This window comes from Crossiella sp. SN42 (assembly GCF_023897065.1).
Lineage (GTDB): Bacteria > Actinomycetota > Actinomycetes > Mycobacteriales > Pseudonocardiaceae > Crossiella.
This window is the reverse complement of sequence record NZ_JAMHIV010000037.1, coordinates 1-23201: the sequence shown is the minus strand read 5'-3', so window position 1 is coordinate 23201 and position 23201 is coordinate 1. Positions and strand designations below refer to the sequence as shown.

23 protein-coding genes and 1 pseudogene are annotated in these 23201 nt (G+C 72.4%); 6 read left to right on the top strand and 18 right to left on the bottom strand.

The annotated features are described in order from the left end of the window. Positions 1 to 28: 28 nt before the first annotated feature. The 6 genes from M8C13_RS35495 to M8C13_RS35470 form a co-directional block, all read right to left on the bottom strand. Positions 29 to 667: a class F sortase gene (locus tag M8C13_RS35495; protein WP_252485164.1), complete on the bottom strand. Its 639-nt coding sequence runs from the start codon at positions 665 to 667 to the stop codon at positions 29 to 31. After that, positions 648 to 1265, bottom strand: coding sequence for a hypothetical protein (locus tag M8C13_RS35490; protein ID WP_252485163.1), 618 nt, complete (start codon positions 1263 to 1265; stop codon positions 648 to 650). The genes M8C13_RS35495 and M8C13_RS35490 overlap by 20 nt, the downstream gene beginning before the upstream one ends. A gap of 177 nt (positions 1266 to 1442) precedes the next feature. Further along, positions 1443 to 2045 carry a class F sortase gene (locus M8C13_RS35485; protein WP_252485162.1) on the bottom strand — a complete coding sequence of 201 codons (603 nt, stop codon included), beginning with the start codon at positions 2043 to 2045 and terminating at the stop codon, positions 1443 to 1445. Beyond that, complete coding sequence (locus M8C13_RS35480; RefSeq protein WP_252485161.1) at positions 2042 to 2749, bottom strand: hypothetical protein; 708 nt, start codon at positions 2747 to 2749, stop codon at positions 2042 to 2044. Before M8C13_RS35480 ends, M8C13_RS35485 begins: the two co-directional genes overlap by 4 nt. Further along, complete coding sequence (locus M8C13_RS35475; protein WP_252485160.1) at positions 2746 to 3438, bottom strand: hypothetical protein; 693 nt, start codon at positions 3436 to 3438, stop codon at positions 2746 to 2748. The genes M8C13_RS35480 and M8C13_RS35475 overlap by 4 nt, the downstream gene beginning before the upstream one ends. A 100-nt stretch (positions 3439 to 3538) precedes the next feature. Beyond that, complete coding sequence (locus M8C13_RS35470; protein ID WP_252485159.1) at positions 3539 to 4942, bottom strand: NAD(P)H-quinone dehydrogenase; 1404 nt, start codon at positions 4940 to 4942, stop codon at positions 3539 to 3541. Positions 4943 to 5077: 135 nt separating this feature from the next. Here M8C13_RS35470 and M8C13_RS35465 point away from each other — a divergent pair, with 135 nt between their 5' ends. Together M8C13_RS35465 and M8C13_RS35460 are read left to right on the top strand one after the other, a co-directional pair. After that, the gene (locus tag M8C13_RS35465; RefSeq protein WP_252485158.1) at positions 5078 to 5536 is read left to right on the top strand and encodes a gamma-glutamylcyclotransferase; all 459 of its coding nucleotides are present in this window, start codon (positions 5078 to 5080) and stop codon (positions 5534 to 5536) included. Between the two features lie 286 nt (positions 5537 to 5822). Beyond that, positions 5823 to 6572 (top strand): annotated as a pseudogene (locus tag M8C13_RS35460) (IS5 family transposase). A gap of 154 nt (positions 6573 to 6726) precedes the next feature. On the opposite strand, the gene M8C13_RS35455 reads toward M8C13_RS35460, so the two are convergent. The 7 genes from M8C13_RS35455 to xylB form a co-directional block, all read right to left on the bottom strand. Next, positions 6727 to 7464, bottom strand: coding sequence for a hypothetical protein (locus M8C13_RS35455; protein WP_252485157.1), 738 nt, complete (start codon positions 7462 to 7464; stop codon positions 6727 to 6729). Positions 7465 to 7548: 84 nt separating this feature from the next. Beyond that, positions 7549 to 8835 (bottom strand): M20 family metallopeptidase, encoded by a 1287-nt coding sequence (locus tag M8C13_RS35450; protein ID WP_374213261.1) that lies wholly within the window; start codon positions 8833 to 8835, stop codon positions 7549 to 7551. Further along, the gene (locus M8C13_RS35445; RefSeq protein WP_252485156.1) at positions 8832 to 10052 is read right to left on the bottom strand and encodes a M20 family metallopeptidase; all 1221 of its coding nucleotides are present in this window, start codon (positions 10050 to 10052) and stop codon (positions 8832 to 8834) included. Before M8C13_RS35445 ends, M8C13_RS35450 begins: the two co-directional genes overlap by 4 nt. 223 nt (positions 10053 to 10275) lie before the next feature. After that, the gene (locus M8C13_RS35440; protein ID WP_252485155.1) at positions 10276 to 10578 is read right to left on the bottom strand and encodes a hypothetical protein; all 303 of its coding nucleotides are present in this window, start codon (positions 10576 to 10578) and stop codon (positions 10276 to 10278) included. Positions 10579 to 10685: 107 nt separating this feature from the next. Then, on the bottom strand, positions 10686 to 11849 hold the full coding sequence (xylA, locus tag M8C13_RS35435) for a xylose isomerase (RefSeq protein WP_252485154.1): 1164 nt from the start codon (positions 11847 to 11849) through the stop codon (positions 10686 to 10688). Between the two features lie 2 nt (positions 11850 to 11851). Then, a complete protein-coding gene (locus tag M8C13_RS35430) occupies positions 11852 to 13102 on the bottom strand; it encodes an ROK family transcriptional regulator (protein ID WP_252485153.1) in 1251 nt (416 codons plus the stop codon). Positions 13103 to 13275: 173 nt separating this feature from the next. Next, on the bottom strand, positions 13276 to 14676 hold the full coding sequence (gene xylB / locus M8C13_RS35425; RefSeq protein ID WP_252485152.1) for a xylulokinase: 1401 nt from the start codon (positions 14674 to 14676) through the stop codon (positions 13276 to 13278). A gap of 75 nt (positions 14677 to 14751) precedes the next feature. Here xylB and M8C13_RS35420 point away from each other — a divergent pair, with 75 nt between their 5' ends. Genes M8C13_RS35420 through M8C13_RS35410 form a run of 3 tightly spaced genes read left to right on the top strand, consistent with a single transcriptional unit; the run spans position 14752 to position 18996 of the window. Further along, positions 14752 to 16494: a serine/threonine-protein kinase gene (locus M8C13_RS35420; RefSeq protein WP_308202890.1), complete on the top strand. Its 1743-nt coding sequence runs from the start codon at positions 14752 to 14754 to the stop codon at positions 16492 to 16494. Between the two features lie 49 nt (positions 16495 to 16543). Next, positions 16544 to 17335 carry a purine-nucleoside phosphorylase gene (locus tag M8C13_RS35415; protein WP_252485236.1) on the top strand — a complete coding sequence of 264 codons (792 nt, stop codon included), beginning with the start codon at positions 16544 to 16546 and terminating at the stop codon, positions 17333 to 17335. Then, a complete protein-coding gene (locus M8C13_RS35410; RefSeq protein WP_252485151.1) occupies positions 17332 to 18996 on the top strand; it encodes a phospho-sugar mutase in 1665 nt (554 codons plus the stop codon). Before M8C13_RS35415 ends, M8C13_RS35410 begins: the two co-directional genes overlap by 4 nt. A 43-nt stretch (positions 18997 to 19039) precedes the next feature. Here the strand turns inward: M8C13_RS35410 and M8C13_RS35405 are convergent, their stop codons facing one another. The 4 genes from M8C13_RS35405 to M8C13_RS35390 all read right to left on the bottom strand — a co-directional run bounded on the left by M8C13_RS35405 (position 19040) and on the right by M8C13_RS35390 (position 21107). After that, positions 19040 to 20032: an aldo/keto reductase gene (locus M8C13_RS35405; protein ID WP_252485150.1), complete on the bottom strand. Its 993-nt coding sequence runs from the start codon at positions 20030 to 20032 to the stop codon at positions 19040 to 19042. Then, positions 20029 to 20430 carry a MerR family transcriptional regulator gene (locus tag M8C13_RS35400; protein WP_252485149.1) on the bottom strand — a complete coding sequence of 134 codons (402 nt, stop codon included), beginning with the start codon at positions 20428 to 20430 and terminating at the stop codon, positions 20029 to 20031. Before M8C13_RS35400 ends, M8C13_RS35405 begins: the two co-directional genes overlap by 4 nt. 62 nt (positions 20431 to 20492) lie before the next feature. After that, complete coding sequence (locus tag M8C13_RS35395; RefSeq protein WP_252485148.1) at positions 20493 to 20879, bottom strand: type II toxin-antitoxin system death-on-curing family toxin; 387 nt, start codon at positions 20877 to 20879, stop codon at positions 20493 to 20495. A gap of 21 nt (positions 20880 to 20900) precedes the next feature. Next, positions 20901 to 21107, bottom strand: a complete 207-nt coding sequence (locus tag M8C13_RS35390) for a ribbon-helix-helix protein, CopG family (RefSeq protein ID WP_185001644.1) — start codon at positions 21105 to 21107, stop codon at positions 20901 to 20903. Positions 21108 to 21197: 90 nt separating this feature from the next. On the opposite strand from M8C13_RS35390, the gene M8C13_RS35385 reads away from it, so the two are divergent. Next, positions 21198 to 21785, top strand: coding sequence for a TetR/AcrR family transcriptional regulator (locus M8C13_RS35385; RefSeq protein WP_252485147.1), 588 nt, complete (start codon positions 21198 to 21200; stop codon positions 21783 to 21785). 68 nt (positions 21786 to 21853) lie between these two features. On the opposite strand, the gene M8C13_RS35380 is transcribed toward M8C13_RS35385, so the two are convergent. Next, positions 21854 to 23201 (bottom strand): glycoside hydrolase family 18 protein (locus M8C13_RS35380; protein WP_308202889.1); only part of this gene is annotated, 1348 nt, incomplete at its 5' end.

The following is a 23201-nucleotide window of genomic DNA, read 5'->3' as shown; positions in this document are numbered from 1 at the left end:
CCCGCGCGGCACGCCCCGTTTTCGCTGCTCAGGCCACGAGTGTGGCGTAGACGATGGTGTTGTCGCGGTAGCTGCCCGCGGCCCGGTCGAAGCTGCCGCCGCAGGTGATCAGCCGCAGCTCCGGCTGGTCGGTGTTGCCGTAGACCTCCTCGGTGGGGAAGTCGGTCTTGGGCACCTGGGCCAGGCGCCGCACCACGAACTTCGCGGTGCTGCCGTCAGCCCGCTTGACCAGGATCTCGTCGCCGGGCTTGAGCTCGCGCAGCCGGTAGAAGATGCCCGGCTTCTTCGCCCCGTCGATGTGCCCGAGGATCACCGCGGGGCCCTTCTCGCCCGGCGTCGGGCCCTTGGCGTACCACCCGGCCTGCATCGGCTGGCTCACCGGCGGCACCTGCACGGTGCCGTCCTTGTTCAGCCCGAGCTTGGTCAGCGTGGACCTGGCCCCGATCTTGGGGATCTCCACCGAGACCGGGTCGGACTTGCGCATGGGCTTGCCCTGCGCACCGGCGACCGGTGTCCCGCCCTGGTCGTGGGCTGCCTCGGCGAACACCTGGCCCCACAGGTCCCGCGCACCGCCGCTGAGCAGCACCGCCCCAGCGGCGAGCAGCAGTACGGACAGGATCCCGGCGAGGACACGGCCGCCCCTCCGGTCAGCCCTGCGCGGAGGCACGACGCCGCCGCAGCGCCCACCCGCCGAAGCCCGCACCGGCGGCCAGCGCGGCCGCGCCACCGGCGAGTGCCAGGCCGTTGCCGTCGTCGGAGGTGCCGCCGCCACCGGTCTCCGGCGCGCCCTTGGGCGTCTTGGCCGAGGTGGAGGTGGTGGCGCTCGGCTTGGCCTCGCTGGGCTTGGTGGCGCTGGGCTTGGGCCGGGTGGACTCGGCCGGCCGGGACTGGGGCGGGCTCGGCTTGGTGGTCTCCCCCGCGCCGGCCGCGACCGCGAACTTGGCGGCCTGCGGCTTGCCCTGGCAGGTGAAGGTGATCTCGTAGCCGCCGGGCTTGGCGTCCTTCTTCACCACGGCCGCCCACTTGGCGGTCTGGGTCTTCTCGTCGTAGCTGACCCGCTGCACGCCGTCGAGCGCCGAGGAACCCGGCTCGCGGAACCCGGAGTCGACCACGCATTCGGTGGTGATCTCCACCCGGCTGCCCGGGCCGCTCTCCGACTTGGCCACGGTAATGCTGGGCGCCGCCGCCAGCGCGATCGGCGCGGCGATGAGCACGCCGGTCGCACCCAGTGCGGAACCGGCGGCGAGAATGCGACCAATAACCATTGTTTCCTACCTCATTCCCCGACGTCTTCAGTGCGGGCTCGGCACCCGCCTCCACACCTAAAGACGCCAGGAGCGCCATCGGGTTGCCTGGATACTCGCTGGTCAGAGACCTCTGGCCAGACGGCCATACTTCGCGGAGCCAGGCAACCTCGGCGTTGATCGAACGTCCTACGCGGACTACTCGACCATGGTTGCATACACGATGATGTTGTCCTGATAACTGCGCGCACCCTTGTCGAAAACGCCACCACAAGTGATCAGGCGCAGTTCCGGACGTTCCGTGTCGCCGTAAACACGGTCGGTCGGGAATTCCTTCTTCGCGACCTGTTGCGTCTCGTGCACGACAAACCGGACGGTTTTCCCGTCCGCCCGGTCCACCAGGACCTCATCGCCGACGGCGACCTCGCGCAGCTGGTAGAAGATGCCCGGTTTCCCTGCCCCGTCCACATGCCCGAGCACGATCGCCGGCCCCTTCTCCCCCGGCGTGGGCGCGCCGTCGTACCAGCCGGCCTGCATCGGCTGGCTGACCGGCGGCACCTGGATGGTCTGGTCCTTGTTCAGGCCCAGCGGCACCAGGCTGGACTCCGCGCCGATCTTGGGCACCCGCACCTTGGTGGGCGTGGACCTGCCCAGCGCGGCCACCTCGGCCGGTGCGGCGGAGGTGGTCTCCGCACTGCTGCCGGCCGGTGCGGCCGGTGGCGCGGCGGGCGGGGCGGCGCCACAACCGGTCAGCGCGAACACCGCGGCCAGCAGCAGACCAGCCACACCGGCCCTGCTCATCCCAGGTCACCCCCGCCGGTCTCCACGCCGCCGACCGGCTTCACCTTGACCTGCCCGCCACCGGCAGCCGGCGGTGGCTGCTGGTGGCCCGGCGAGCCCAGCACGGTGAAGAACACGCTCCGGCTCACCGCGCCGCACCTGATGGTCACCGCGTAGCGGCCGGGCTTGACGTCCGCCCTGACCTTGGCCGAGAAGTTGGAGTCCAGCGGGTTGCCGCCCTGGTACCAGACCGAGTCCAGCGCCGCGGAGACCGGCTCGGTGTTGGGCTTGTTCCGCTTGTCGCAGCGCCGCACCAGCTTCACCGCCTCCCCCGGCCTGCCCGAGCTGGGGTTGAGCTTCAGCCCCACCTCGCCGATGGTCTCCGGCGGCTGCACGGTCACCTGGGTGGTGCGGGTGACCGAGCCGCAGCCGTAGCTCACGGTGTGCCTGGACCCGGCCTTGAGGTCCTTGACCAGGTAGCCGGTGCCGTAGCCCCAGGCCGGCGAGCCGGGGTAGGACTTCAGCGGGACCGGCGCGGTGAACAGCGCGGACTTCACCGGCTGCCAGTCCTGGTCATCACACACCACGTTCAGCCCGATGTGCTCCGCACCCGAACGGATGACCGGCAGGTGCAGCTCCGGCTCGGTGGCCGCCCCGGCCGGTGCCACGTTCAGGCCGGTGAGCACCGCGGCGGCCGCGAGCACCCCCAGCGTTCGCGTCCTCATGACATCCCTCCACCGGTCTCCGCGCCGCCCTTGGGCTTGTCCTTGACCTGACCCGGCCCAGGCGGCGGGGTGGGCGTGCCCTTGGCCAGCACGGTGAAGACCTTGCCGAGCTTGACCCCGGGAACGCAGGAGTACGCCACGGAGTACTTGCCCGGCACCACATCGGCCACCTTCGCGGTCACCTCGTACCGGCCCGGCCCGATCGACTTCCAGGCGAGCTGGCCGGCCAGCGCGCCCGAGAGGGGCTGGCTGGGCTTGTGCGCGGGCGGGCAGACGCTCAGCAGCTTCACCGTCGTCCCCGGCCTGCCGCTGGCAGGCGTGACCAGCAGCGCGGGCTTCATGTCCCCCTGCACCCGCACCTTGCCGCTGATCCGGTCCTTGCCGCAGGTCAGCACCAGGTCGTAGGTGCCGGGCACCGCGTCCTTGCGCACCAGCGCGCTGCCGTGGACGGAATAGGCACTGGGCCGCGTGACGTACATCTTCACCGGCGCGACGAACGCCGGCGAACTCGCCGAGGCGCCGCTCTCCGCCTCCGCACAGTTGCCCCTGAGCTCCGCCTTGTCCCCGGGCCCCACCTGGTTGGTGACCTCGATCTCGCCGCGGCTCCCCGCCGACGCCGGTGACGCGGTCATCCCCACGGTCAGCGCCACCGCCGTGGCAACGAGTCCCACCACTCTCACAGCTCGCATGTCGTGCCTCCCCGTTCAGCGACTGTCATGGGGAACACGCGCGAGCGCCCGGCTTCGTTGTCCGCGGTGACCAGGTCGAGACCTGAGTTGGAGCGGTTCTCTAGTCCAGGTCGTCGTGCCGCATCAGCTTGCGCCCGGCCTCGGTGATCGAACCGGACAGCGAGGGGTAGACCGAGAAGGTGTAGGCCAGGTGTTCCACGGTCAGCTGGTTCTGCACGGCCAGCGCGATCGGCGTGATCAGCTCGCTGGCCACCGGGGCGACCACCACGCCACCGATCACCACGCCGGTGGCCGGGCGGCAGAACAGCTTCACGAAACCGCGGCGCAGCCCCTCCATCTTGGCCCGCGCGTTGGTGGCCAGCGGCAGCATGATCGTGCGCGCCGGCACCTCGCCGGAGTCGATGGCCTGCTGGCTGATGCCGACGGTGGCGATCTCCGGGTGGGTGAAGACGTTGGCGGCCACCGTCTTGAGCTTGATCGGCTGCACGCCCTGGCCGAGCGCGTGCCACATCGCGATCCGGCCCTGCATGGCCGCGACCGAGGCGAGCATCAGCAGCCCGGTGCAGTCACCGGCGGCGTAGATGCCGGGCACGGTGGTCCGGGAGACCCGGTCGACCGGCACGAACCCGCCGGGCCCCGGCTCGATGCCGACCTTGTCCAGGCCGATGTCCGCGGTGTTCGGGATGGACCCGACCGTCATCAGCGCGTGGCTGGCCTCCACGGTCCGCCCGTCGGCCAGGAAGACCTTGACCCCGCCGCTGGTCCGCTCGACCTTGTCCGCCCGCGCGTGCTTGAACAGCGCGGTGCCCCGCTCGGTGAACACGTCCTCCAGCACCGCGGCCGCGTCGGCGTCCTCGTGCGGCAGGATGCGGTCCCGGCTGGAGACCACGGTGACCTTGACGCCCATCTCGGTGTAGGCGGAGGCGAACTCGGCCCCGGTGACCCCGGAGCCGATCACCACCAGGTGCTCGGGCAGCTCGGGCAGGTCGTAGATCTGCCGCCAGGTCAGGATGCGCTCGCCGTCGGGCTGGGCGCCGGGCAGGATGCGCGGGTTCGCGCCGGTGGCGATCAGCACCACGTCGGCGGCCAGCTTCTCCACCGAGCCGTCCGCGCCGCGCACGGCCACCCGGTGCTGGGCCAGGCCCGGCGCGTCGTCGCACAGCCTGGCGTGCCCGTTCATGATCCGTACACCCTCGCGCTGCACCCGCGCCCTGATGTCCGCCGACTGCGCCAGCGCGAGCCCCTTGACCCGCCCGTGCACCACCGGCAGCTCGACGCCGATCGGCCCGTCCCCGGTGCTGATGCCCAGCTCGGGTCCGTTGCGGAAGGCGGAGCGGGCGCCGGCGGAGGCGATGAAGGTCTTGGAGGGCACGCAGTCGTACAGCACGCAGGCGCCGCCGAGGCCGTCGCTCTCCACCAGGGTGACGTCGGCTCCGTGCTGGGCGCCGACCAGCGCGGCTTCGTATCCGGCCGGCCCGCCTCCCATGATCACGATGCGGGTCACGGGGTCCTCCTGTGGTGGGTGGTGCGGTCAGGTTTGTCGGCGGGTCCAACCGTACGCGCTACCCGTCCGGGGTCAGTTCGGAGGCTGTGCGCACGGCGCGTCCCGATGCCGCGAACGGGTCGCTAGGCTAGGGCCGTGCCGCTCTATGCCGCTTACGGGTCCAACATGGATCCGGACCAGATGATGGAGCGTGCTCCGCACTCGCCGATGGCCGGTACGGGGTGGCTCGTCGGCTGGCGAATGACCTTCGGAGGCGAGGACCTCGGCTGGGAGGGCGCGCTCTCCACCATCGTCGAAGACCCCGGCAGCCAGGTCTTCGTGGTCCTCTACGACGTCAACTCCCTGGACGAGGACCGCCTCGACCGCTGGGAGGGCGCCGAACTGGGCCTCTACAAGAAGATCCGCCTCCGCGTGCAGACCCTGGAGGGCTCGGTCCTGGCCTGGCTCTACGTCCTGGACGCCTACGAGGGCGGTCTCCCCTCGGCCCGCTACGTGGGCGTGGTCGCCGACGCCGCCGAGGCCGCGGGCGCCCCAGCGGACTACGTCAACGACCTCCGCACCCGCCCCTGCAACGGCATAGGCCCCAACGCCTGACCCCACCCCGGGCGCCGGCCGGTCTCGTACGGCGGGCCGGCCGCTGTTGCGGGCTGCCCGGTTCTCGCGCGCCTCGAACCCGTCGCAGCCAACGACCGGGCCACGGCTCAGCCCCTGGACACGACGGCCTACCCGTCACGTCACGACGGACTCCCCCGTCGCGGGGCGTCGGGCGACCCGCGCTTGAACCGCTCAGCGCGAACGCGCCTGCCTCGCTCCCGGCCGAGACCGACCGCGCGAGCGGGCACACCGTCCCACGCTCGCGGTTCAGCACCGGATCCGTCCCCTGCCGGGCGCCGGTCTTGCCCACGCGCCAACAGCGGCCCGGCCCGATCGGGCAGGGGCGGCGATCGAGCCGTTGTCACCGGCGTCCGAACGCGGACGCCGGTAGCAAAATCACCAGCAGGTGATCAACGCGATCCTGTGGAAGCTGCGCACTGGCGCCCCATGGCGCGACCTGCCCGACCGCTACGGCCCCTGGAAGACCGCCCACGAACGACTCCGGCTGTGGACCGCGGACGGCACCTGGCAGCGCATCCTGGACCGGGTGATCGTCAAGGACGACTCGGCGGGCGAGCTGGAGTGGATCATCAGTGTCGGCTCGGAAAAGGGGGGATGTGCGGCCGGGATCGAAGCCTTTGCCGTCCAAGGGGAAGGACTCGGACGGTCCCGGGGCGGACTGAGCACCAAGATCCATATCGTGGTGGACGGACGCGATCTGCCGCTGTTCGACGGCATCCGCCTCGCCCGCCTCGGACCAGGACGACCGCGCGTCCGACCCGAGGCGGTCATCGCCGACAACGCGTACTCGCACACCTCGACCAGACAGGCCCTGCGCACCCGCCGCGTCGCCTTGATCCGCCCCGAACGCGAGGACCAGACCGCCCACCGCGCCGCCAAGGGCTCGCGCGGCGGACGGCCACGGGCCTTCGACCGGGAGAGCTACAAGCAGCGCAACGTGGTCGAGCGCTGCTTCAACCGGCTCAAGCAGTTCCGCGGCCTGGCCACCCGCTACACCAAACGAGCCACCTGCTAACAGGCCGAACTCACCATCGCCGCCATCGTCCGCTGGTTGCGATGACGACTTACCGGACACCACCTAGGGCGGCCTCCGCGCCGACCCCGCTGCACCACCCAGCCCTGTTTCCGGCACCGCCCTGCTCGCCCGCGCCCGCGGGTTCAGCGGGCGGTCACCCGGTTCCGGCTCCGGTTCGCCGGCGCCGCACCGCGTAACGCGGCTCGACGACCTCGATCCGGCGGACCCCGGACTGGTCCCCCACTCGCGTGCCCTCCGGCCCGGCCCGTTCCCCGGAGATCGGCAGACCCCGGCCGTCGGACGCGCCCTCGGGCCGCGACGGGACCGGAGCGCTGGTTCTGTCGCGTTGGGCCGGTATCGCGATGCCGGGAGGTCGCTCGGATGACCGGCGCAGGACGGATCTGATCTCGCGGACCAGGGTTCGGCGCAGGTCGGGCGGCAGGTCGCGGAGGGCGGTTCGCACGCAGGGCAGGGCGTTGGGGTGGTGGGTGGCCAGCAGGGTGGCCAGGACGTGGGCGGAGGTGAGCACGGGGAGGTCGTCTAGGCGGAGGACGTCTTCCTCGGTGAACTCGGCCGGGTGCAGGATCAGGCCGGGGCGGCCTCTGGCGCGGTGCCGGGGTGGCACGGCGACGTGCACGCTCAGGGTGTGCGGTGGCAGCCAGCCGTAGATCTCGGCGGCGGTGGGGCCGGTCAGCGCGGCGGGGGCGCCTGCCAGCAGCAGGGCGGCCCTGGCTCGGGTGCGGCGGTCGCGGGCGCGGTCGGCTGGCACGAACAGGTCGTGCCAGATCCGGCGGAGCCTGCCCGCGCGCAGGGCGGCGCCGAGGCCGGGTTCGCCGAGGGCCGCTACGGCCTGGGCTCGGGTGCAGGGGACGGGGAGGGGCGTGGTGGGCATGCGTCCACGATCGGCGTTTGCCGGGGTGGGGGCAAACGCCGATCGGGCGGGCTGTGGATAACTCGGGGGCTGTGGATAACCGAGTCAGGCCTGGAGGGCGTCGATGGCAGCCTGGGTCATGATGCGGATGCCGACCGGCAGCGCGCGCTCGTCCAGATCGAAGGTGGGTTGGTGCAGGTCCTTCTGCGGTCCCTGGCCGGACCAGACGCCCAGGCGGGCGAAGGAACCGGGGACGTGTTCCAGGTACCAGGCGAAGTCCTCGCCGCCGGAGGACTGCTCGGTGCCGGTGATGGCGTCCTCGCCCAGCGCGGTCTGGGTGGCGGCGCGCAGCAGGCGGGTGCTCTCCCGGTCGTTGACCACCGGCGGGACGCCGCGGCGGTGCAGCAGGTCGAAGCCGATGCCCAGCGGCACCAGCAGCGCGCCGATCAGCTCGCGGACCACCGGTTCCAGCTCGGCCCAGGTGTCCCGGTCGCCGGTGCGCAGGGTGCCGCGGAGCAGGCCGTCCTGCGGGATGGCATTGGCGGCGTCGCCCGCGTGCACGGCGCCCCAGACCAGCACGGTGCCCGAGCGCGGGTCGACCCGGCGGGTGAGCAGCTCGGGCAGGCGGGTGATCAGCGTGCCGAGGCCGTGCACCAGGTCGGCGGTCAGGTGCGGGCGGGAGGTGTGGCCGCCCGGCGAGGTCAGCCGGACCTCCAGCAGGTCGCTGGCGGAGGTGATCGCGCCGATCCGGGTGCCCAGCTTGCCCACCTGGAGCCGGGGCGCGCAGTGCAGGCCGAAGATCCGCTCCACGCCGTCGAGGCCACCGGCGGCCAGCACGTCCAGCGCGCCGCCCGGCATGACCTCCTCGGCAGGCTGGAAGATCAGCCGGACCCGGCCGGGCAGCGAGTCCGCCGAGGCCAGGGCCAGTGCGGTGCCGAGCAGCACGGTGGTGTGCGCGTCGTGCCCGCAGGCGTGCGAGACGCCGTCCACGGTGGAGGCGAAGGGCAGGCCGGTGTCCTCGGTCAGCGGCAGCGCGTCGATGTCGGCGCGCAGCGCGACGCAGCGGGACCCGCTGCCCACCTCGCAGATCAGGCCGGTGCCGCCGGGCAGCACCCTGGGCCGCAGGCCCGCGCCCGCCAGCTCGCGGAAGAGGAACTTGGTGGTGTTGTGCTCGTTGCGGGACAGCTCGGGGTTGGCGTGGATGTGCCGGCGCCAGGCCACCACCCGGCTGAGGTTCTCGCCGAGCCATTTGTCCAGCCAGGACGGTCCCCGCCCGGCACCAAGATCAGCCACAGTGGACATGGTGCGGCCGGAGCCGGGGCTCAGCACGTCGATGGGTCCGCGGGACTCCGGTCCGAACGGCGGGCCGGGTCGGGAATCCAGGACAGTCACGCCTCAAAACCTCCTGCCGTGGCTGGCACGGCAACGCGGCTGTTCACACGATCAGCGGTGTCCGCGAGCAGCCGGGCTCGCTGGGCATCATCCGAGGCGGCGACCACCGCGGTCCAGGCCAGCGCGACCGCGCCGTCCAGCACCGCCCTGTCCGCGGAGGGCGAGGCGCAGGCGGCCGCGAACTCCGGTTGGTGGTTCACCGAGTTGCCACAGTCGATGGCGATCGTGGGGTGGATGGCGGGCAACGCGTGGGTGATGTTGCCCATGTCAGTGCTGCCGGTCTGGCGGTTCGCCTCTTCGGCCGGGCTCAGCGGCTCCCGGCCGAGCTCCGTCACGGCAGCGCGGTACGCCATGGCCAGCCACGGGTCTGGGGCCAGCTCGGCGTAGTTCGGGGACACCTGGGTGATCTCGTACTCGCAGCCGGTGGCCACCGCGCCTGCCTCGAAGCAGCGGCGGATCCGCTCGTCCAGGTGGGTCAGCGAGTCGAGGTTCTCGGCTCGCAGGTAGAACAGCCCGGCGGTGCGCGCGGGCACGATGTTGGGCGCGGCGCCGCCGTGGGTGACGATGCCGTGCACCATCTGCCCGTGCTCCAGGTGCTGGCGCAGCAGGCCGATGGAGACCTGGGCCACGGTCAGCGCGTCCGCGGCGTTCACCCCGAGGTGCGGCGCGGCCGCGGCGTGCGAGGCGCGGCCGGTGTAGGCCACTTCCAGGTCGGTGATGGCCAGCGAGGAGCAGGCGCAGGTCTCGTGCGGGGCCGGGTGCACCATCATGGCCAGCGAGACGCCGTCGAAGGCGCCGCGCTCCAGCATCAGCACCTTGCCGCCACCGGCCTCCTCGGCGGGGGTGCCGAACAGCTTGACCGTGATGCCGAGCCGGTCGGCGACCTCGCGCAGGGCGAGCGCGGCGCCAACGGAGGAGGCGGCGATCACGTTGTGCCCGCAGGCATGCCCGACCTCGGGCAGCGCGTCGTACTCCGCGCACAGCCCGACCACCAGCTCACCGGAGCCGTAGGTCGCGGTGAGCGCCGTGTCCAGACCCGAGGTGCCCCGTTCGACCGCGAAACCCTCCGCGGCCAGCAGGGTGGCGACCTTCTCGGCGCTGCGGTGCTCAGCGAAGGCCAGCTCGGGTTCGGCGTGGATGCTCCGGGAGAGCCCGACCAGCGCGTCCGAGTACCGCTCGACCGTGGAGCGGCACTGAACTTTGGTGTCGGTACTCATTTGCATCCAATCCTGCACTACCCGTTCCGGCCAAGATCCAAAGATCGTCTGCGAACCGCTTGACGGTTGGTTCGCTGCGCCGAGCGGAGTCGTGCCCTTCGGTCTGGCTGTACCCCCAACGTGTCCATCGGAACGTGAACCCCCGCGCACGTCAATGTGATCGAAGGGGTTTCTATCCGGACAACTTTTCTTCCGGCTAGCCAAAATAGCAGGTCAGCGCAGGTCACCCCGCGCTCTTACCCCACTTCTTGCGGTACTTCCGCCCGAAGAAGACGATCGCCAGCAGCAGCACCGCGATGATCGCGATGGTCACCCTGCGCTCGTTCTCCGCCTTCTGTTCCGGGGTGACCGGCGCGGGGGCGGTGGTCTGCGTCGGGGACGGAGTCGGCTTGCGCGTGCCGGTCTGCTCGGCGAGCACCCGGACCACGGCGGTGGGCTCGATCGCCGCGGCCGCGGTCGGCGTGGCCAGCAGGGTCAGCCCACCCAGCAGGGCAGCTACCACCGCGTTGGCCCGACCTCGCATCATCGCCTCCTCCTCGAGCATGCACCCTCTGTGCATCGTCGAGACAGAGCATGCCCTGTCGCCCCCCGGAAGGTCACCCCGCCCGGGGGGCTCGGTGGCACATCGTGAGATCAGCGCACCCCGAACAGGTGATCAAGCCCCAGCTGATCGAGTCGCTCGTAGCCCATGCCCCTGGTCGCGGCGGCCTCCGGGTCGAAGGACTCGGCGCGCAGGTCGGCCAGGCTCTCCCCCGGCAGCAGGGTCGGCACGGCCAGCGCGGCCACCCTGGAGGCCTCCTTGGCCGCGACCACCTCGGGGTCGGCGTGGAAGGCCTTGGCCCGCTCGGCGAAGATCAGGTAGTTGCGCATGCAGGCGGCCGCCGCCTCCCACACACCGTCCTCGTCCTCGGTGCGGGCGGGCTTGAAGTCGAAGTGCCGGGGACCGTCGTACCCGGCCCGCTCCAGCAGGTCGACCAGGTGGAAGGCGGCCTTGACGTCGCCGTTGCCGAAGCGCAGGTCCTGGTCGTAGCGCGGCCCGGTCTGCCCGTTGAGGTCGATGTGGAACAGCTTGTCCGCCCACAGCGCCTGGGCCACCCCGTGCGGCACGGACAGCCCGGCCATCTGCTCGTGCCCGACCTCCGGGTTCACCCCGACCATGTCGGGATGGGCCAGCCGCTCGATGAAGGCCAGCGCGTGCCCGATGGTGGGCAGCAGGATGTCCCCGCGCGGCTCGTTGGGCTTGGGCTCCAGCGCGAAGCGGATGTTGTAGCCCTGCTCGCGCACGTAGGCGCAGAGCAGGTCGATCGCCTCGGCGTAGCGGTCCAGCGCGACCCTGGCGTCCTTGGCCACCGGGGTCTCCGCGCCCTCGCGGCCGCCCCACAGCACGTACACGCCCGCGCCCAGCTCGGCGGCCAGGTCGATGTTGCGCAGGGTCTTGCGCAGCGCGAACCGGCGCACGTCGCGGTCGTTGGCGGTGAACGCGCCGTCCTTGAACACCGGGTGGGTGAACAGGTTCGTGGTCAGCATCGGCACGGTGAGACCGGTGTCGGCCAGCGCCTTGCGGAAGCGGTCCAGCAGCAGGCCCCTGCTGGTGTCGTCGGCGCCGAAGGGGATCAGGTCGTCATCGTGCAGGGTCACGCCCCAGGCGCCCAGCTCGGCCAGCTTGCCCAGCGCGTGCTCGGGTTCGAGCGCGGGACGAGTGGGCTCGCCGAAGGGGTCGTTGCCCCGCCAGCCCACCGTCCACAGCCCGAAGCTGAAGCGGTGTTCCGGCCGCGGCTGGTAAGGGTCAAGACTCACGACTACCTCCGGCTGTCCACAGTGGACTGTGCAGGGACGAGTTCCCAACGGTTGCCCGGCGCGGGCACTGGGGCCAGCGTCGGGTCGGTCAGCACGTGCTCCATGGCCGCGTACGCGCCGCCGCGCACGGCCGCGGTGAAGCCCAGGTCCGAGGGCAGCAGGGAGCAGAGGGGCTGCTCCGCGCCGAGGGCGAACACCCGGCCGGCCAGCTCCCGCTCGGCGGGCGCGATGAGCCAGTCGGCGAGCACCGCGAAGTAACCGCCGAGCACCACCGCGGCCGGGTTGAGGATGTTGACCAGGATGGACGCGCCGACGCCGAGCGCGGCGCCGATGCGCTCCAGCGCGGCCAGCGTGCGCGCCTCGCCGTCCCTGGCCCTGCTGGCGATGGTGGCCAGCCGCTTCTCCAGGTCCAGCGAGGGGTCGCGGACCGGGTCGCCCTCCTCGGCCACCGAGCGCAGCAGCGCGGCCAGCCCGACCTGGGTCTCCCAGCAGCCGGTGCGCCCGCAGCCGCAGGCCGCGCCGCCGGGGTCCATCGGCATGTGGCCGACCTCGCCGGTGAACCCGGCGGCGCCGCGCAGCAGCCGCCCGTCGGCGATCACGCCGCCGCCGACGCCGACCTCACCGGTCAGGTAGAGCAGGTCGGTCGCGCCCGCGGCCACCCCGGCGACGTGCTCGGCGACCGCGGAGAGGTTGGCGTCGTTGTCCACCGCGATCCGGCCGGCCGGCAGGTCCAGCCGGGCGCTGAGCTGCTCCACCACGGCCGCGTCCCGCCAGCGCAGGTTGGGCGCCAGCCGGACCACGCCGTTGTCCACGTCGACCAGGCCGGGCACCGCGGCGGTGACCCCGGCGACCCAGCCGCCCATGGCCTCCACGGTGCGGCGGGCCTCGGCGGCCAGCCCGGCGAGCAGGTCCACCGCCTCCTCGGCGCCGAGCGCGGTGACGTCGGTGGGCAGCCTGCGGTGCAGCACCAGGTCGCCTGCCAGGTCGAGCACGGCGACCGCGGCGTAGTCCACGTTGGCCTCCAGGCCGATGCCGCACACGGTGCGCGGGCGCAGCTCGACCAGCTGGCCGGGCCGCCCGATCGCGCCGCCGACCACCGCGCCGAGCCGGACCAGCCTGCGCTGTTCCAGCTCGGCCACCAGGCTGGACATGGTCGCCTTGTTGAGGCCGGTCATCCGGGCCAGCCGGGCGCGGGACTGCGGCCCGTCCGCACGCAGCGCCCGGAGCACCAGGGCCAGGTTCGCCTTGCGCAACCCGGCATGGTCAGCGGGACGGTCCGGACCCGGCACCCTGCACCTCGATTCGTTTGTTGCTCAGCCAAACTAAGACCTCGACGGCTTGGGGTCAACCTGACCCCGCCTTGAGTGCCTATCGGCTGAACGGCCGCACGTCACCCCACCGAAGAGTGGATCACCCGTTCAGCGCATCAGTAATCGTGTACTTGACCTCGGGCGGCTGAATAAGCCGCCCGGACCTCGGCATACGCGTCAAGGTTCGCTGACGGACAAGGCTCCGCGCGCACCGTCCAGGACGGGGGCTCCGCCGACCCGCTGACCGCCCAGGCGGCCTGCCGGGCCGCGCCCAGCGCCACGTACTCGGCCGGATCCGGCGCCTCCACCGGCGCGGCGAACAGGCCGGGCGCGACCGCGCGCACCGCGGCCGAGCGGGCCGCGCCGCCGACCAGCAGCACCCTGCGCACCTCGACCCCCTGTGCACGCAGCGCGGACAACCCGTCGGCCAGGCCGCACAGCATGCCCTCGACCGCGGCCCTGGCCAGGTTCTCCGGGGTCATGTTGGCCCGGCGCATCCCGGTGAGCGTGCCGCTGGCCCCTGGCAGGTCGGGCGTGCGCTCGCCGTCCAGGTAGGGCAGCAGCACCAGCCCGCCCGCGCCGGGCGCGGCGGCCAGCGCGAGCCGGTCCAGCTCGGCCAGCTCGACGCCGAGCAGCTGGGCGGTGGCGGTGAGCACCCTGGCCGCGTTGAGCGTGCAGACCAGCGGCAGGTAGCGCCCGGTGGCGTCGCAGTACCCGGCCACCGCGCCGCTCGGGTCGGCGGTCGGGTGCTCGGCGACGGCGAACACGGTGCCCGAGGTGCCCAGCGAGACGATCACGTCGCCCGGTCCCGCGCCGAGGCCGAGCGCGGCCGCCATGTTGTCCCCGGTGCCCGCGCCGAGCAGCCACCCCTCCGGTGTCCGGCCCGCGGACTCGGCCGGGCCGAGCACCGTGGGCAGCTCGGGCACCCGGCCGAAGGCGGTGGTGAGCAGGTCGGGCAGCCAGTCGCCGCTGGCCGGGTCGAAGTAGCCGGTGCCGGAGGCGTCGCCGCGGTCGGTCGCGGGCGCGTGGCCGGGTTCGGCCAGCTGGTGGGTGAGCCAGTCGTGCGGCAGCAGCACCCCGGCCACCCGGTCCGCGTTGGCCGGTTCGTGCCTGGCCAGCCAGGCCAGCTTGGTCACGGTGAAGCTGGCGCCGGGCACCGAGCCGGTCCGGCGGGCCCACTCCCCCGGCCCGCCCAGCTCGCGGACCAGATCGGCCGCCTCGCCCGCCGAGCGCAGGTCGTTCCACAGCAACGCGGGCCGCACCGGAACGCCCTCGGCGTCCACGGTGACCATGCCGTGCTGCTGGCCGCCGACCGACAGCGCGGTGACCGGTCCCGGCAGCCCGGCGGTGGCCTCGGCCAGCGCGTCCCGGCAGGCGGCCAGCCACACCGAGGGGTCCACCTCGGTGGCGTCCGGGTGCGCGGCCCGGCCTTCCGCGACCACGCGGCCGGTTTCCGCTTCGACGACAAGGGCCTTGGTGGACTGGGTCGAGGAGTCGATGCCGACAGTGAATGCCATAGCGCCGGATCATGCGCTGCCGCCGGAGCGCGCGCCAGCGTCCAACCGTGCGGCCGGATGTGCAGAATGGACCTTGTGCCACCCGCTGACACCCCCTCCGACCAGCCCGGGCCGAGCGCGGACGAGCAGCCCGCCGCCCGCCGGATCGCCGAGCGCTACCGGCTGGACGGACTGCTCGGCCGGGGTGCGATGGGCACCGTGTGGTCGGCCTACGACGAGATGCTGGGCCGCCGGGTGGCGGTGAAGGAGGTCCGGCTGCCGCCGGGCATCCCGGTGGCCGAGGCGGACGCGCTGCGCGAGCGCACCCTGCGCGAGGCGCGGGCCATCGCGGTGCTCTCCCACCCCAACGTGATCACCCTCTACGACGTGGTCCGCCAGGACGGCGAGCCGTTCGTGGTGATGGAGCTGCTGTCCTCGCTCAGCCTGGCCGAGCTGGTGCGCGACCAGGGCCCGCTGTCCACCGCGCAGGCCGCGGCCATCGGCGACGCGGTGGCCGCCGCGCTGGAGGCCGCGCACCGGGCCGGGGTGACGCACCGGGACGTCAAGCCGGGCAACGTGCTGGTCGGCGTGGACGGGCAGATCAAGCTCACCGACTTCGGCATCGCGCGCAGCGTCAGCGACCACACGCTGACCAGCACCGGGATCATGCTCGGCACCCCCGCGTTCATCTCGCCCGAGGTGGCCTCCGGCGACCCGGCCACCCCCTCGGCCGACCTGTGGGGGCTGGGCGCGACGCTGTTCGCCGGGCTGGAGGCGCGCCCTCCCTACGACGCCGACGGCGACCCGCTGGACACGGTCACCGAGGTGGTGCACGGCGAGGTCCCGCAGGTCGACGCCGAGCACCCGCTGCACCCGGTGATCGCCGGGCTGATGACCAAGGAACCCGGCGCCCGGATGCCGCTGGCCGAGGTGCGCAGGCTGCTGCACCCGCTGCTGCCCGAGCCGGGCGAGCGCCTGTTCGACGTGCGGCCCAAGGAGATCACGCCGGAGTCCGGGGAGCTGCTGGAGCAGCCGCGCACCCCGAACCCCGCCTCCGGGGTGCTGCCCGCGCTGCTGGCCAGCGACCCCGGCCCGCTGCCGTTCCTGACCGCGACGCCGGAGCCCAAACGCCGGGGCCCGGTGGCGCGGGTGCTGCTGGCCGCGCTGGCCCTGGTGCTGTTCACCGTGGCGACCGGCGGCGGGTTCGCGCTGGCCAGGGTGCTCGGCGGCCGGCCGGTGGTGCCGGCCGCGGAGCCGACCACCGGGACGCGGCAGCAGCTGCTCTCCCCGGTGCGCGAGCTGCAGCCGAGGACCGAGCGGGCCAGCCTGGCGGTCAACGGCACCGACGGCGGGTTCACCGTGAACGTGCCGCAGGACTGGACCACGTTCAAGGAGTTCCGGGCCAGCTCCCCCGACTCCATGGCGGTGCACTTCGTCTCCGCGGACGGCCGCCAGGAGCTGGTGGTCGAGCGGTTCCCGAACTACTACCCGCAGTCCCGGCTGGAGAACTACCTCAACAACCTGCGCACCAGCGCGGTCAGCTCGCAGGGCACCTTCGAGACCAAGCGCGACCAGGTCGGCGCGAAGAGCGAGGGCGCGCCGGAGGCCTCCCGCGAACTGCTCTACCGGGTGGCCGACCCCGGCCCGTTCGTCACCACGCCCAAACCCGGCGCCGGCGCCGAGGCCGACCTGGTCCGCCGCTCCAGCTACGTGCTGCTGCTGCCGACCAAGGACCGGGACCTGTGGGTGGTACAGGTCACAGTGCCGACGGAGTCCGAGGACACCGGGCAGAAGGAGCTGTTCGGGCCGATGGCTGCCAGCTTCGTGCCCGCTGGCTAGGGTCCTGGGTGTGACCGAGACAAGCACTTCACTGAACGTCAGCCCGTCGGTGGATCCCGACGCCGCTGCCGCGGCCGCCGCCGCGGAGCTCGCCGCCCGTACCGGGGTGGCCACGCACGACCTCGCCCTGGTGCTGGGCTCCGGCTGGCGGCCCGCCGCCGACGTGCTCGGCGAGCTGGTCGCCGAGGTGCCGATCGGCGAGCTGCCCGGCTTCGTGGCGCCCAACGTGGTCGGCCACGGCGGCACCGCGCGCTCGGTCCGGGTGGGCGGGAAGAACGTGCTGGTGCTGCTCGGCCGCACGCACTACTACGAGGGCAAGGGCATCCCGCAGACCGTGCACGGCGTGCGGGTGGCCACCGCGGCCGGGTGCACCACGGTGGTGCTGACCAACGCCGCCGGTGGCCTGCGCCAGGGCATGCGGGTGGGGCAGCCGGTGCTGATCAGCGACCACCTGAACCTGACCGCGGCCTCGCCGCTGGTGGGCGCCAGGTTCGTGGACCTGACCGACCTGTACTCGCCGCGGCTGCGCGGGCTGGCCAAGGAGATCGACCCCTCGCTGGAGGAGGGCGTCTACGCCGGGCTGCCGGGCCCGCACTTCGAGACCCCGGCCGAGATCCGGATGCTGCGCACCATGGGCGCGGACCTGGTCGGCATGTCCACCGTGCTGGAGGCCATCGCGGCGCGGGCCGCGGGCGCCGAGGTGTTCGGGCTGTCCCTGGTGACCAACCTGGCCGCGGGCATCACCGGCGAGCCGCTCAACCACGAGGAGGTCCTGGAGGCGGGCAAGGCCGCCGCGACCTCGATGGGCGAGCTGCTGCGGAAGCTGGTGGAGCGCGCATGACCAAGCTGGGCACGGAGCTGCGGGACGCCGCGTTCCGCTGGATCGCCGACGACGTCGACCCCGATGCCCGGCTGGAGCTGCAGAAGGTGCTCGCCTCGGCGCTGGCCGGGGACGAGGCCGCGGTGGCCGAGCTGGCCGACCGGATGGCCGGGCCGCTGCAGTTCGGCACCGCCGGGCTGCGCGGTCCGCTGCGCGCCGGGCCGAACGGGATGAACCGCTCGGTGGTGGTGCGCACCACCGCGGGCCTGGCCGAGTACCTGCGCGCGCAGGGCCGCTCCGGCGGGCTGGTGGTGGTCGGGCGGGACGCGCGGCACGGCTCGGAGAACTTCTGCGCCGACGTGGCCGAGGTGCTCACCGGCGCCGGGTTCGACGTGCGGGTGCTGCCCAGGCCGCTGCCCACGCCGGTGCTGGCCTTCGCGGTGCGCGCGATCGGCGCGGTGGCCGGGGTGCAGGTGACCGCCTCGCACAACCCGTCGGCGGACAACGGCTACAAGGTCTACCTGGACTCGGGCACGCAGATCGTGCCGCCCGCCGACCGGGAGATCGAGGCCGCCATCACCAAGGTGCCCGCCGCGGTGTCGGTGCCCAGGGTCGCGGCCTGGCAACCGGTGGGCGAGGACCTGATCGAGACCTACGCCGACCGCGCGGCCAGTCTGCCCACGGGCAAGGCGCGAGAGCTGCGGGTGGCGGTCACCGCGCTGCACGGGGTCGGCTCGGAGACGCTGCTGGAAGTGTTGCGGCGGGCCGGTTTCACCGATCTGCACCTGGTCGAGTCGCAGGCCAGCCCGGACCCGGACTTCCCCACGGTCACCTTCCCCAACCCGGAGGAGCCCGGCGCCACCGACGAGCTGCTCGCGCTGGCGTCCACTGTGGACGCTGACCTGGCGGTCGCGCTGGACCCGGACGCGGACCGCTGCGCGCTGGGCGTGCGCGGCCCGGACGGCTGGCGGATGCTGCGCGGGGACGAGACCGGCGTGCTGCTCGGCGCGCACGTACTGTCCACATTGGACAAAGAGGCGCACCCGGATCCGTTGGTGGCAACCACGATCGTGTCCTCGGAGCTGCTGCGCTCGGTGGCCAAGGCGCACGGCGCGCGCTACGACGAGACGCTCACCGGCTTCAAGTGGCTGGTGCGCGCGGGCGACGGCCAGGGCACCGGTCTGGTCTACGCCTACGAGGAGGCACTGGGCCACTGCGTGGACCCGGACTACGTGCGGGACAAGGACGGCATCAGCGCCGCGGTGCTCGCCTGCGACCTGGCCGCCACGCTCAAGGCGGCAGGCCGCGGCCTGCTGGACGCGCTGGACGACCTGGCGGTCGCGCACGGCCTGCACCTGACCGACCAGGTCTCGCTGCGGGTGGCCGACCTGGGCCTGATCGGCGCCACCATGCGCCGCTTCCGGGACACGCCAATCACCGAGCTGGGCGGCACGCCGGTCACCCAGACCGACCTGCTGCCCAAGGCGGACGTGCTGGTGCTGCGCGCCGAGGGCGTGCGGGTGCTCATCCGCCCCTCCGGCACCGAGCCCAAGGTGAAGGCCTACCTGGAGGTGGTCACACCGGTGGCCGACCACGCCGCGCTGCCCCAGGCCCGCGCCGAGGGCAAGGCCCGCCTGGCCAAGCTCCGCGAGGCCATCACGGCCCTGCTCACCGCCGCCTAGACCACGTCCCGCCGGGGCTCGGGCGAGCCCCGGCGGGTGCGGGTCAGCCGTTGAGCAGGGGCATCATCTGGTCGCCGTAGCGGTTGCCGGCGACCTGGTCGGCCGGCACGGCGGCCTCCACCGCGGCGATCTCCTCGGGGGTGAGGGTGATGGTGGCAGCGGCGATGTTCTCGGTCAGGTACTTCAGGCGCTTGGTGCCGGGGATCGGCACCACGTCCTCGCCGCGGGAGTGCACCCAGGCCAGGGCGAGCTGGCCGGTGGTGATGCCGCGCCGCGCCGCGATGGCCTCCAGGGCGCGGACCATGCCGAGGTTGCGGGCCAGGTTCTCCTCGCTGAACCGCGGCTGACCGGCCACCCGGAAGTCGTTGCTGTCAAAGTCCTTGGCGCTGGCGAAGCGGCCGGTCAGGAAGCCGCGGCCGAGCGGGGAGTAGGGCACCAGCCCGACGCCCAGCTCACGGGCGGTCGGCAGGATCTCCGCCTCCAGGTCCCGGGTCCACAGCGACCACTCGGTCTGCAGCGCGGTGATCGGGTGCACGGCGTGCGCGCGGCGCAGGGTGGCCGCACTGGCCTCGGACAGGCCCAGGTAGCGGACCTTGCCCTGGGCGACCAGCTCGGCCATCGCGCCGACGGTCTCCTCGATCGGCGTGTCCGGGTCGACCCGGTGCTGGTAGTACAGGTCGATGTGGTCCACGCCGAGCCTGCGCAGCGAGGCCTCCACCGACTGGCGCACGTAGGCCGCGTCGCCGCGCACCCCGCGCTCGTGCGGGTCGGCGGTGCGCACGATGCCGAACTTGGTGGCCAGCACGACCCGGTCGCGGCGGTCCTTGATGGCCCGGCCGAGGAGTTCCTCGTTGCGGTGCGGTCCGTAGATGTCGGCGGTGTCCAGCAGCGTGACACCGAGGTCGAGCGCGCGGTGGATGACCTCGATCGAGGCGGCGTCGTCGGTCTCGCCGTAGAACTCGCTCATCCCCATGCAGCCCAGGCCCTGGGCCCCGACTTCCAGGGCGCCGATCTTGCGGGTGGGCAGGGTGGTCATGCGGTCGCCTCCTCGTGGATCAGGTCGGCGGCGGTCATCTGCCGCTCGATCTGGTCGTAGTGCTCGATCTTGTAGTCCAGGACGTCCAGGCAGGCCTGCAACTCGGCGATGCGCTCGCGGACCGAGGTGCGCTGCTCCAGCAGGATCGCCTTGCGCCTGCCGTAGCTGGCCGCGCCGCGGTGCCGGAGCTGGGCATATTCCCGCATCATCCGGATGGGCATGCCGGTCAGCCTGAGCTTGGTGAGGAACCCCAGCCAGCCCAGGTCGTCCTCGGAGTAGGACCGTCGCCCGCCGGAGTCCCGGGCGGGCGGGTCGAGCAGGCCGATGCGCTCGTAGTACCGCAGGGTGTCGACCGAGAGTCCGCTGCGCTCGGCCGCCTGGGCGATGGAGTAGCTCACGTCTTCGACCGTAGGAGCTGGAGTGCACTCCAGGTCAACCCGAAAGCCCGAACGGGTCCGAATCAGTCCTCGTCCTTGGCCGTGGCCCACTCCTCCAGGCGGTCGGCCACTTCAGAAACCTCGATCAGGCCACGGCCCAGATCGCGGACGATGTCCAGCGCCTCGTCCTCGTCGGCGTCGATCCACCAACCATTGATGTCACACAGAGTCACCGCGGCGACCCAGCCCAGGCGCCAGTTCCCCTCCAGCAGCGGGCGGGTCCGAACAATGGAGTCCAGCAGGGCGGCGGCCTTCAACCAGAGCGTCGCGTACGCCTCGACGCCGAGCACCGCGGCGCGGGGTCGGTGCGCGGCGGAGTCCAGCAGCCCGACATCGCGCACCACGAGGTCACCGCCAGTGACCGCGGTGGCCAGCACGAGCAGGTCGCTGGCATCCAGATAAGTGATCACTAGCCAGGAGATACCAGAAAATCAGGTCGAGCCGAGCCGTTCCAGCAATCCCCGATAGCGGGGAAGAACACGTTCCAGGGCGTCGGAGAGCTGTTGTTCCTTGTGCAACCGCGACCACCGGTCGGCCAGCGCGAGTCGCACAATTTCCTGTTTGGAGCGGCCCTCGACGGTGGCTAGCTCGTCGAGTTGCCGATTCTCCTCTTCGGTCAGCCTCAGCGTCATGGCCATGCGGGGGATGGTACCGATCTGGTATCACCATAACCAGAGGTCAGATACGTCCATTCAGGTTACATAACAGTGTTCCGGTACGATTGCGCGGTGCCTCGGCCGAAGACGCACGACGAAACCCTCCGGCAGAAGCTGCTCGACCGGGCGGCCCGCCTGCTCGCCTCCCGCGGCCCCAGCGCACTCGGGCTGCGCGGACTGGCCCAGGACGTGGGCACCTCCACCACCGCGGTCTACGCGCTCTTCGGCGGCAAGCCGGGGCTGCTCCGCGAGCTGTTCCTGGACGCGTTCCGGCGCTTCGGCGACCGGCTGGCCGAGGTGCCGGTGACCGAGGACCCCGCGCGGGACCTGGTCCAGCTGGGCCTGGCCTACCGGGCGGCCGCGCTGGCCGATCCGCACCTGTACCCGGCGCTGTTCGGTGTGCCGGAGCCGGACGAGCAGACCGCCGAGGCGGCCACCGCCGCGCTGGCGCCGCTGCTGACGGCGGCGCGCCGGGGCGTCGAGCAGGGCGTGTTCGCGGCGGCTCCGGCCGAGGAACTGGCCAACTCGGTGTGGAGCCTGGTGCACGGCCTGGTCAGCCTGGAGCTGGGCGGACGGCTGCTGCCGGGACCGGAGCCGGCGGAGAGCTACCTGCGCGCGCTCGAAGCGCACACGCGGGGCTGGCGCGCGCCCCTGTCCTGATGACAGAGGGCGCGAGGCCCGGGACACCCCGCCGCCAACGGTTCCCCGGGCCTCGCTGAACTGTCCGTTTAGGACAGTCCTCTATGGATCGCCGCGAACAGCTCACCGTTGCCGGTGTCACCGTCGAGCGACCAGACCATGGCGCCACCCAGCCGTTGCTGCCGGATGTAGCGCGTCTTCTCCTTGATCGAGACCGGGTCCTCGAAGTTCCAGAACGTGTTCCCGTCGAACAGCCAGCCGGTGGCCGCCTCCGGGTCCCGGTACTGGGTGAACCCGGTCAGTTCCTTGATCTTGTTGTAGTTCAGGTAGCCGCACTCGTGGCTGCTGGGCGCGCAGCCGGTGGCGGGCTGGAACAGGCCGTTGCCGCCACCGGTGACGCCGGTCCAGCCGCGGCCGTAGAACGGCACGCCGAGCACCAGCGAGCGCCGGGGCGCGCCGCGGTCCAGGTAGTCCTTGATCACCTGGTCCAGGTCCAGCTTGCCGGGCGTGGGGTCGTTGTCCGGGGCGTGGATGGCGGACTGGTGGTTGGTCAGCGAGTCCCAGGCGCCGTGGATGTCGTAGCCCTGGATGGTGGCGAAGTCCAGCAGCCGGAACACCTTCGGCACCTCGATGCCCGCGTCCACGGTGGCCGCGCCGGCCGGCAGGAAGGCGGTCAGCTCGTAGCGCTTGCCGGTGCGCCAGGACAGCTCGGCGAACTGCCGCCGGAACTCCGCCAGCGCGAGGGTGAAGTTCTGCTTGTCCGCCGGCCGCACGATGTTGCCGGGCGCCCCCGGCGCGCCGGGCCACTCCCAGTCCAGGTCGATGCCGTCGAAGAGCCCGGCGGCCGCGCCGTCGCCGCCCTGGGCCAGGCCGTCCAGCTTGGGCAGGTTGCCCTTGAGGTAGAGGTCCACGCAGCTCTGCACGAAGGCCTTGCGGGAGGCGTCGGTGAGCACCGCGTTGGAGAAGTACTTCGACCAGGTCCAGCCGCCGAGGCTGATGTTGACCTTGAGGTGCGGGTACTTCTTCTTCAGCTTGCGCAGCTGGTTGAAGTTGCCCGCGAGCGCCTGCTCCGGTTTGTCAGCCACCCCGTCCACCGACTCGGCCGCGGTGTGCAGCCGCTGGTAGTCGGCCTTGGCGTCACCGAGGCCGGTGGTGCTGCTGGCGAAGCACCTGCCCTCCTCGCTGACGTTGCCGAAGGCGTAGTTGAGGTGGGTGAGCTTGCCCGCGGTGCCCGAGCTGACCAGCTTGTTCACCGTGAAGCCGAACTGCTTCGCGCTCCACTGCGTGTAGTAGCCGACCCTGCGCTGGGACTGCCCCCAGTGCTCGGCCGCGGCTTCCTCCGCCACGGCTGCCGGTCCCAGTGACGCCAGGAGACCGGCCAAGGTGGTGACAACGACCGCGGCGATCCGGCCGCGGCGCTGAGTGGTCCTCATCTGC

Coding starts and splice junctions, on each gene's coding strand:
- M8C13_RS35480 (WP_252485161.1), bottom strand. CDS start 2,749: ATGAGGACGCGAACGCTGGGGGTGCTCGCGGCCGCCGCGGTGCTCACC.
- M8C13_RS35405 (WP_252485150.1), bottom strand. CDS start 20,032: ATGACCACCCTGCCCACCCGCAAGATCGGCGCCCTGGAAGTCGGGGCC.
- M8C13_RS35475 (WP_252485160.1), bottom strand. CDS start 3,438: ATGCGAGCTGTGAGAGTGGTGGGACTCGTTGCCACGGCGGTGGCGCTG.
- xylB (WP_252485152.1), bottom strand. CDS start 14,676: ATGGCATTCACTGTCGGCATCGACTCCTCGACCCAGTCCACCAAGGCC.
- M8C13_RS35390 (WP_185001644.1), bottom strand. CDS start 21,107: ATGGCCATGACGCTGAGGCTGACCGAAGAGGAGAATCGGCAACTCGAC.
- M8C13_RS35485 (WP_252485162.1), bottom strand. CDS start 2,045: ATGAGCAGGGCCGGTGTGGCTGGTCTGCTGCTGGCCGCGGTGTTCGCG.
- M8C13_RS35490 (WP_252485163.1), bottom strand. CDS start 1,265: ATGGTTATTGGTCGCATTCTCGCCGCCGGTTCCGCACTGGGTGCGACC.
- M8C13_RS35440 (WP_252485155.1), bottom strand. CDS start 10,578: ATGATGCGAGGTCGGGCCAACGCGGTGGTAGCTGCCCTGCTGGGTGGG.
- M8C13_RS35455 (WP_252485157.1), bottom strand. CDS start 7,464: ATGCCCACCACGCCCCTCCCCGTCCCCTGCACCCGAGCCCAGGCCGTA.
- M8C13_RS35410 (WP_252485151.1), top strand. CDS start 17,332: ATGACCAAGCTGGGCACGGAGCTGCGGGACGCCGCGTTCCGCTGGATC.
- M8C13_RS35445 (WP_252485156.1), bottom strand. CDS start 10,052: ATGAGTACCGACACCAAAGTTCAGTGCCGCTCCACGGTCGAGCGGTAC.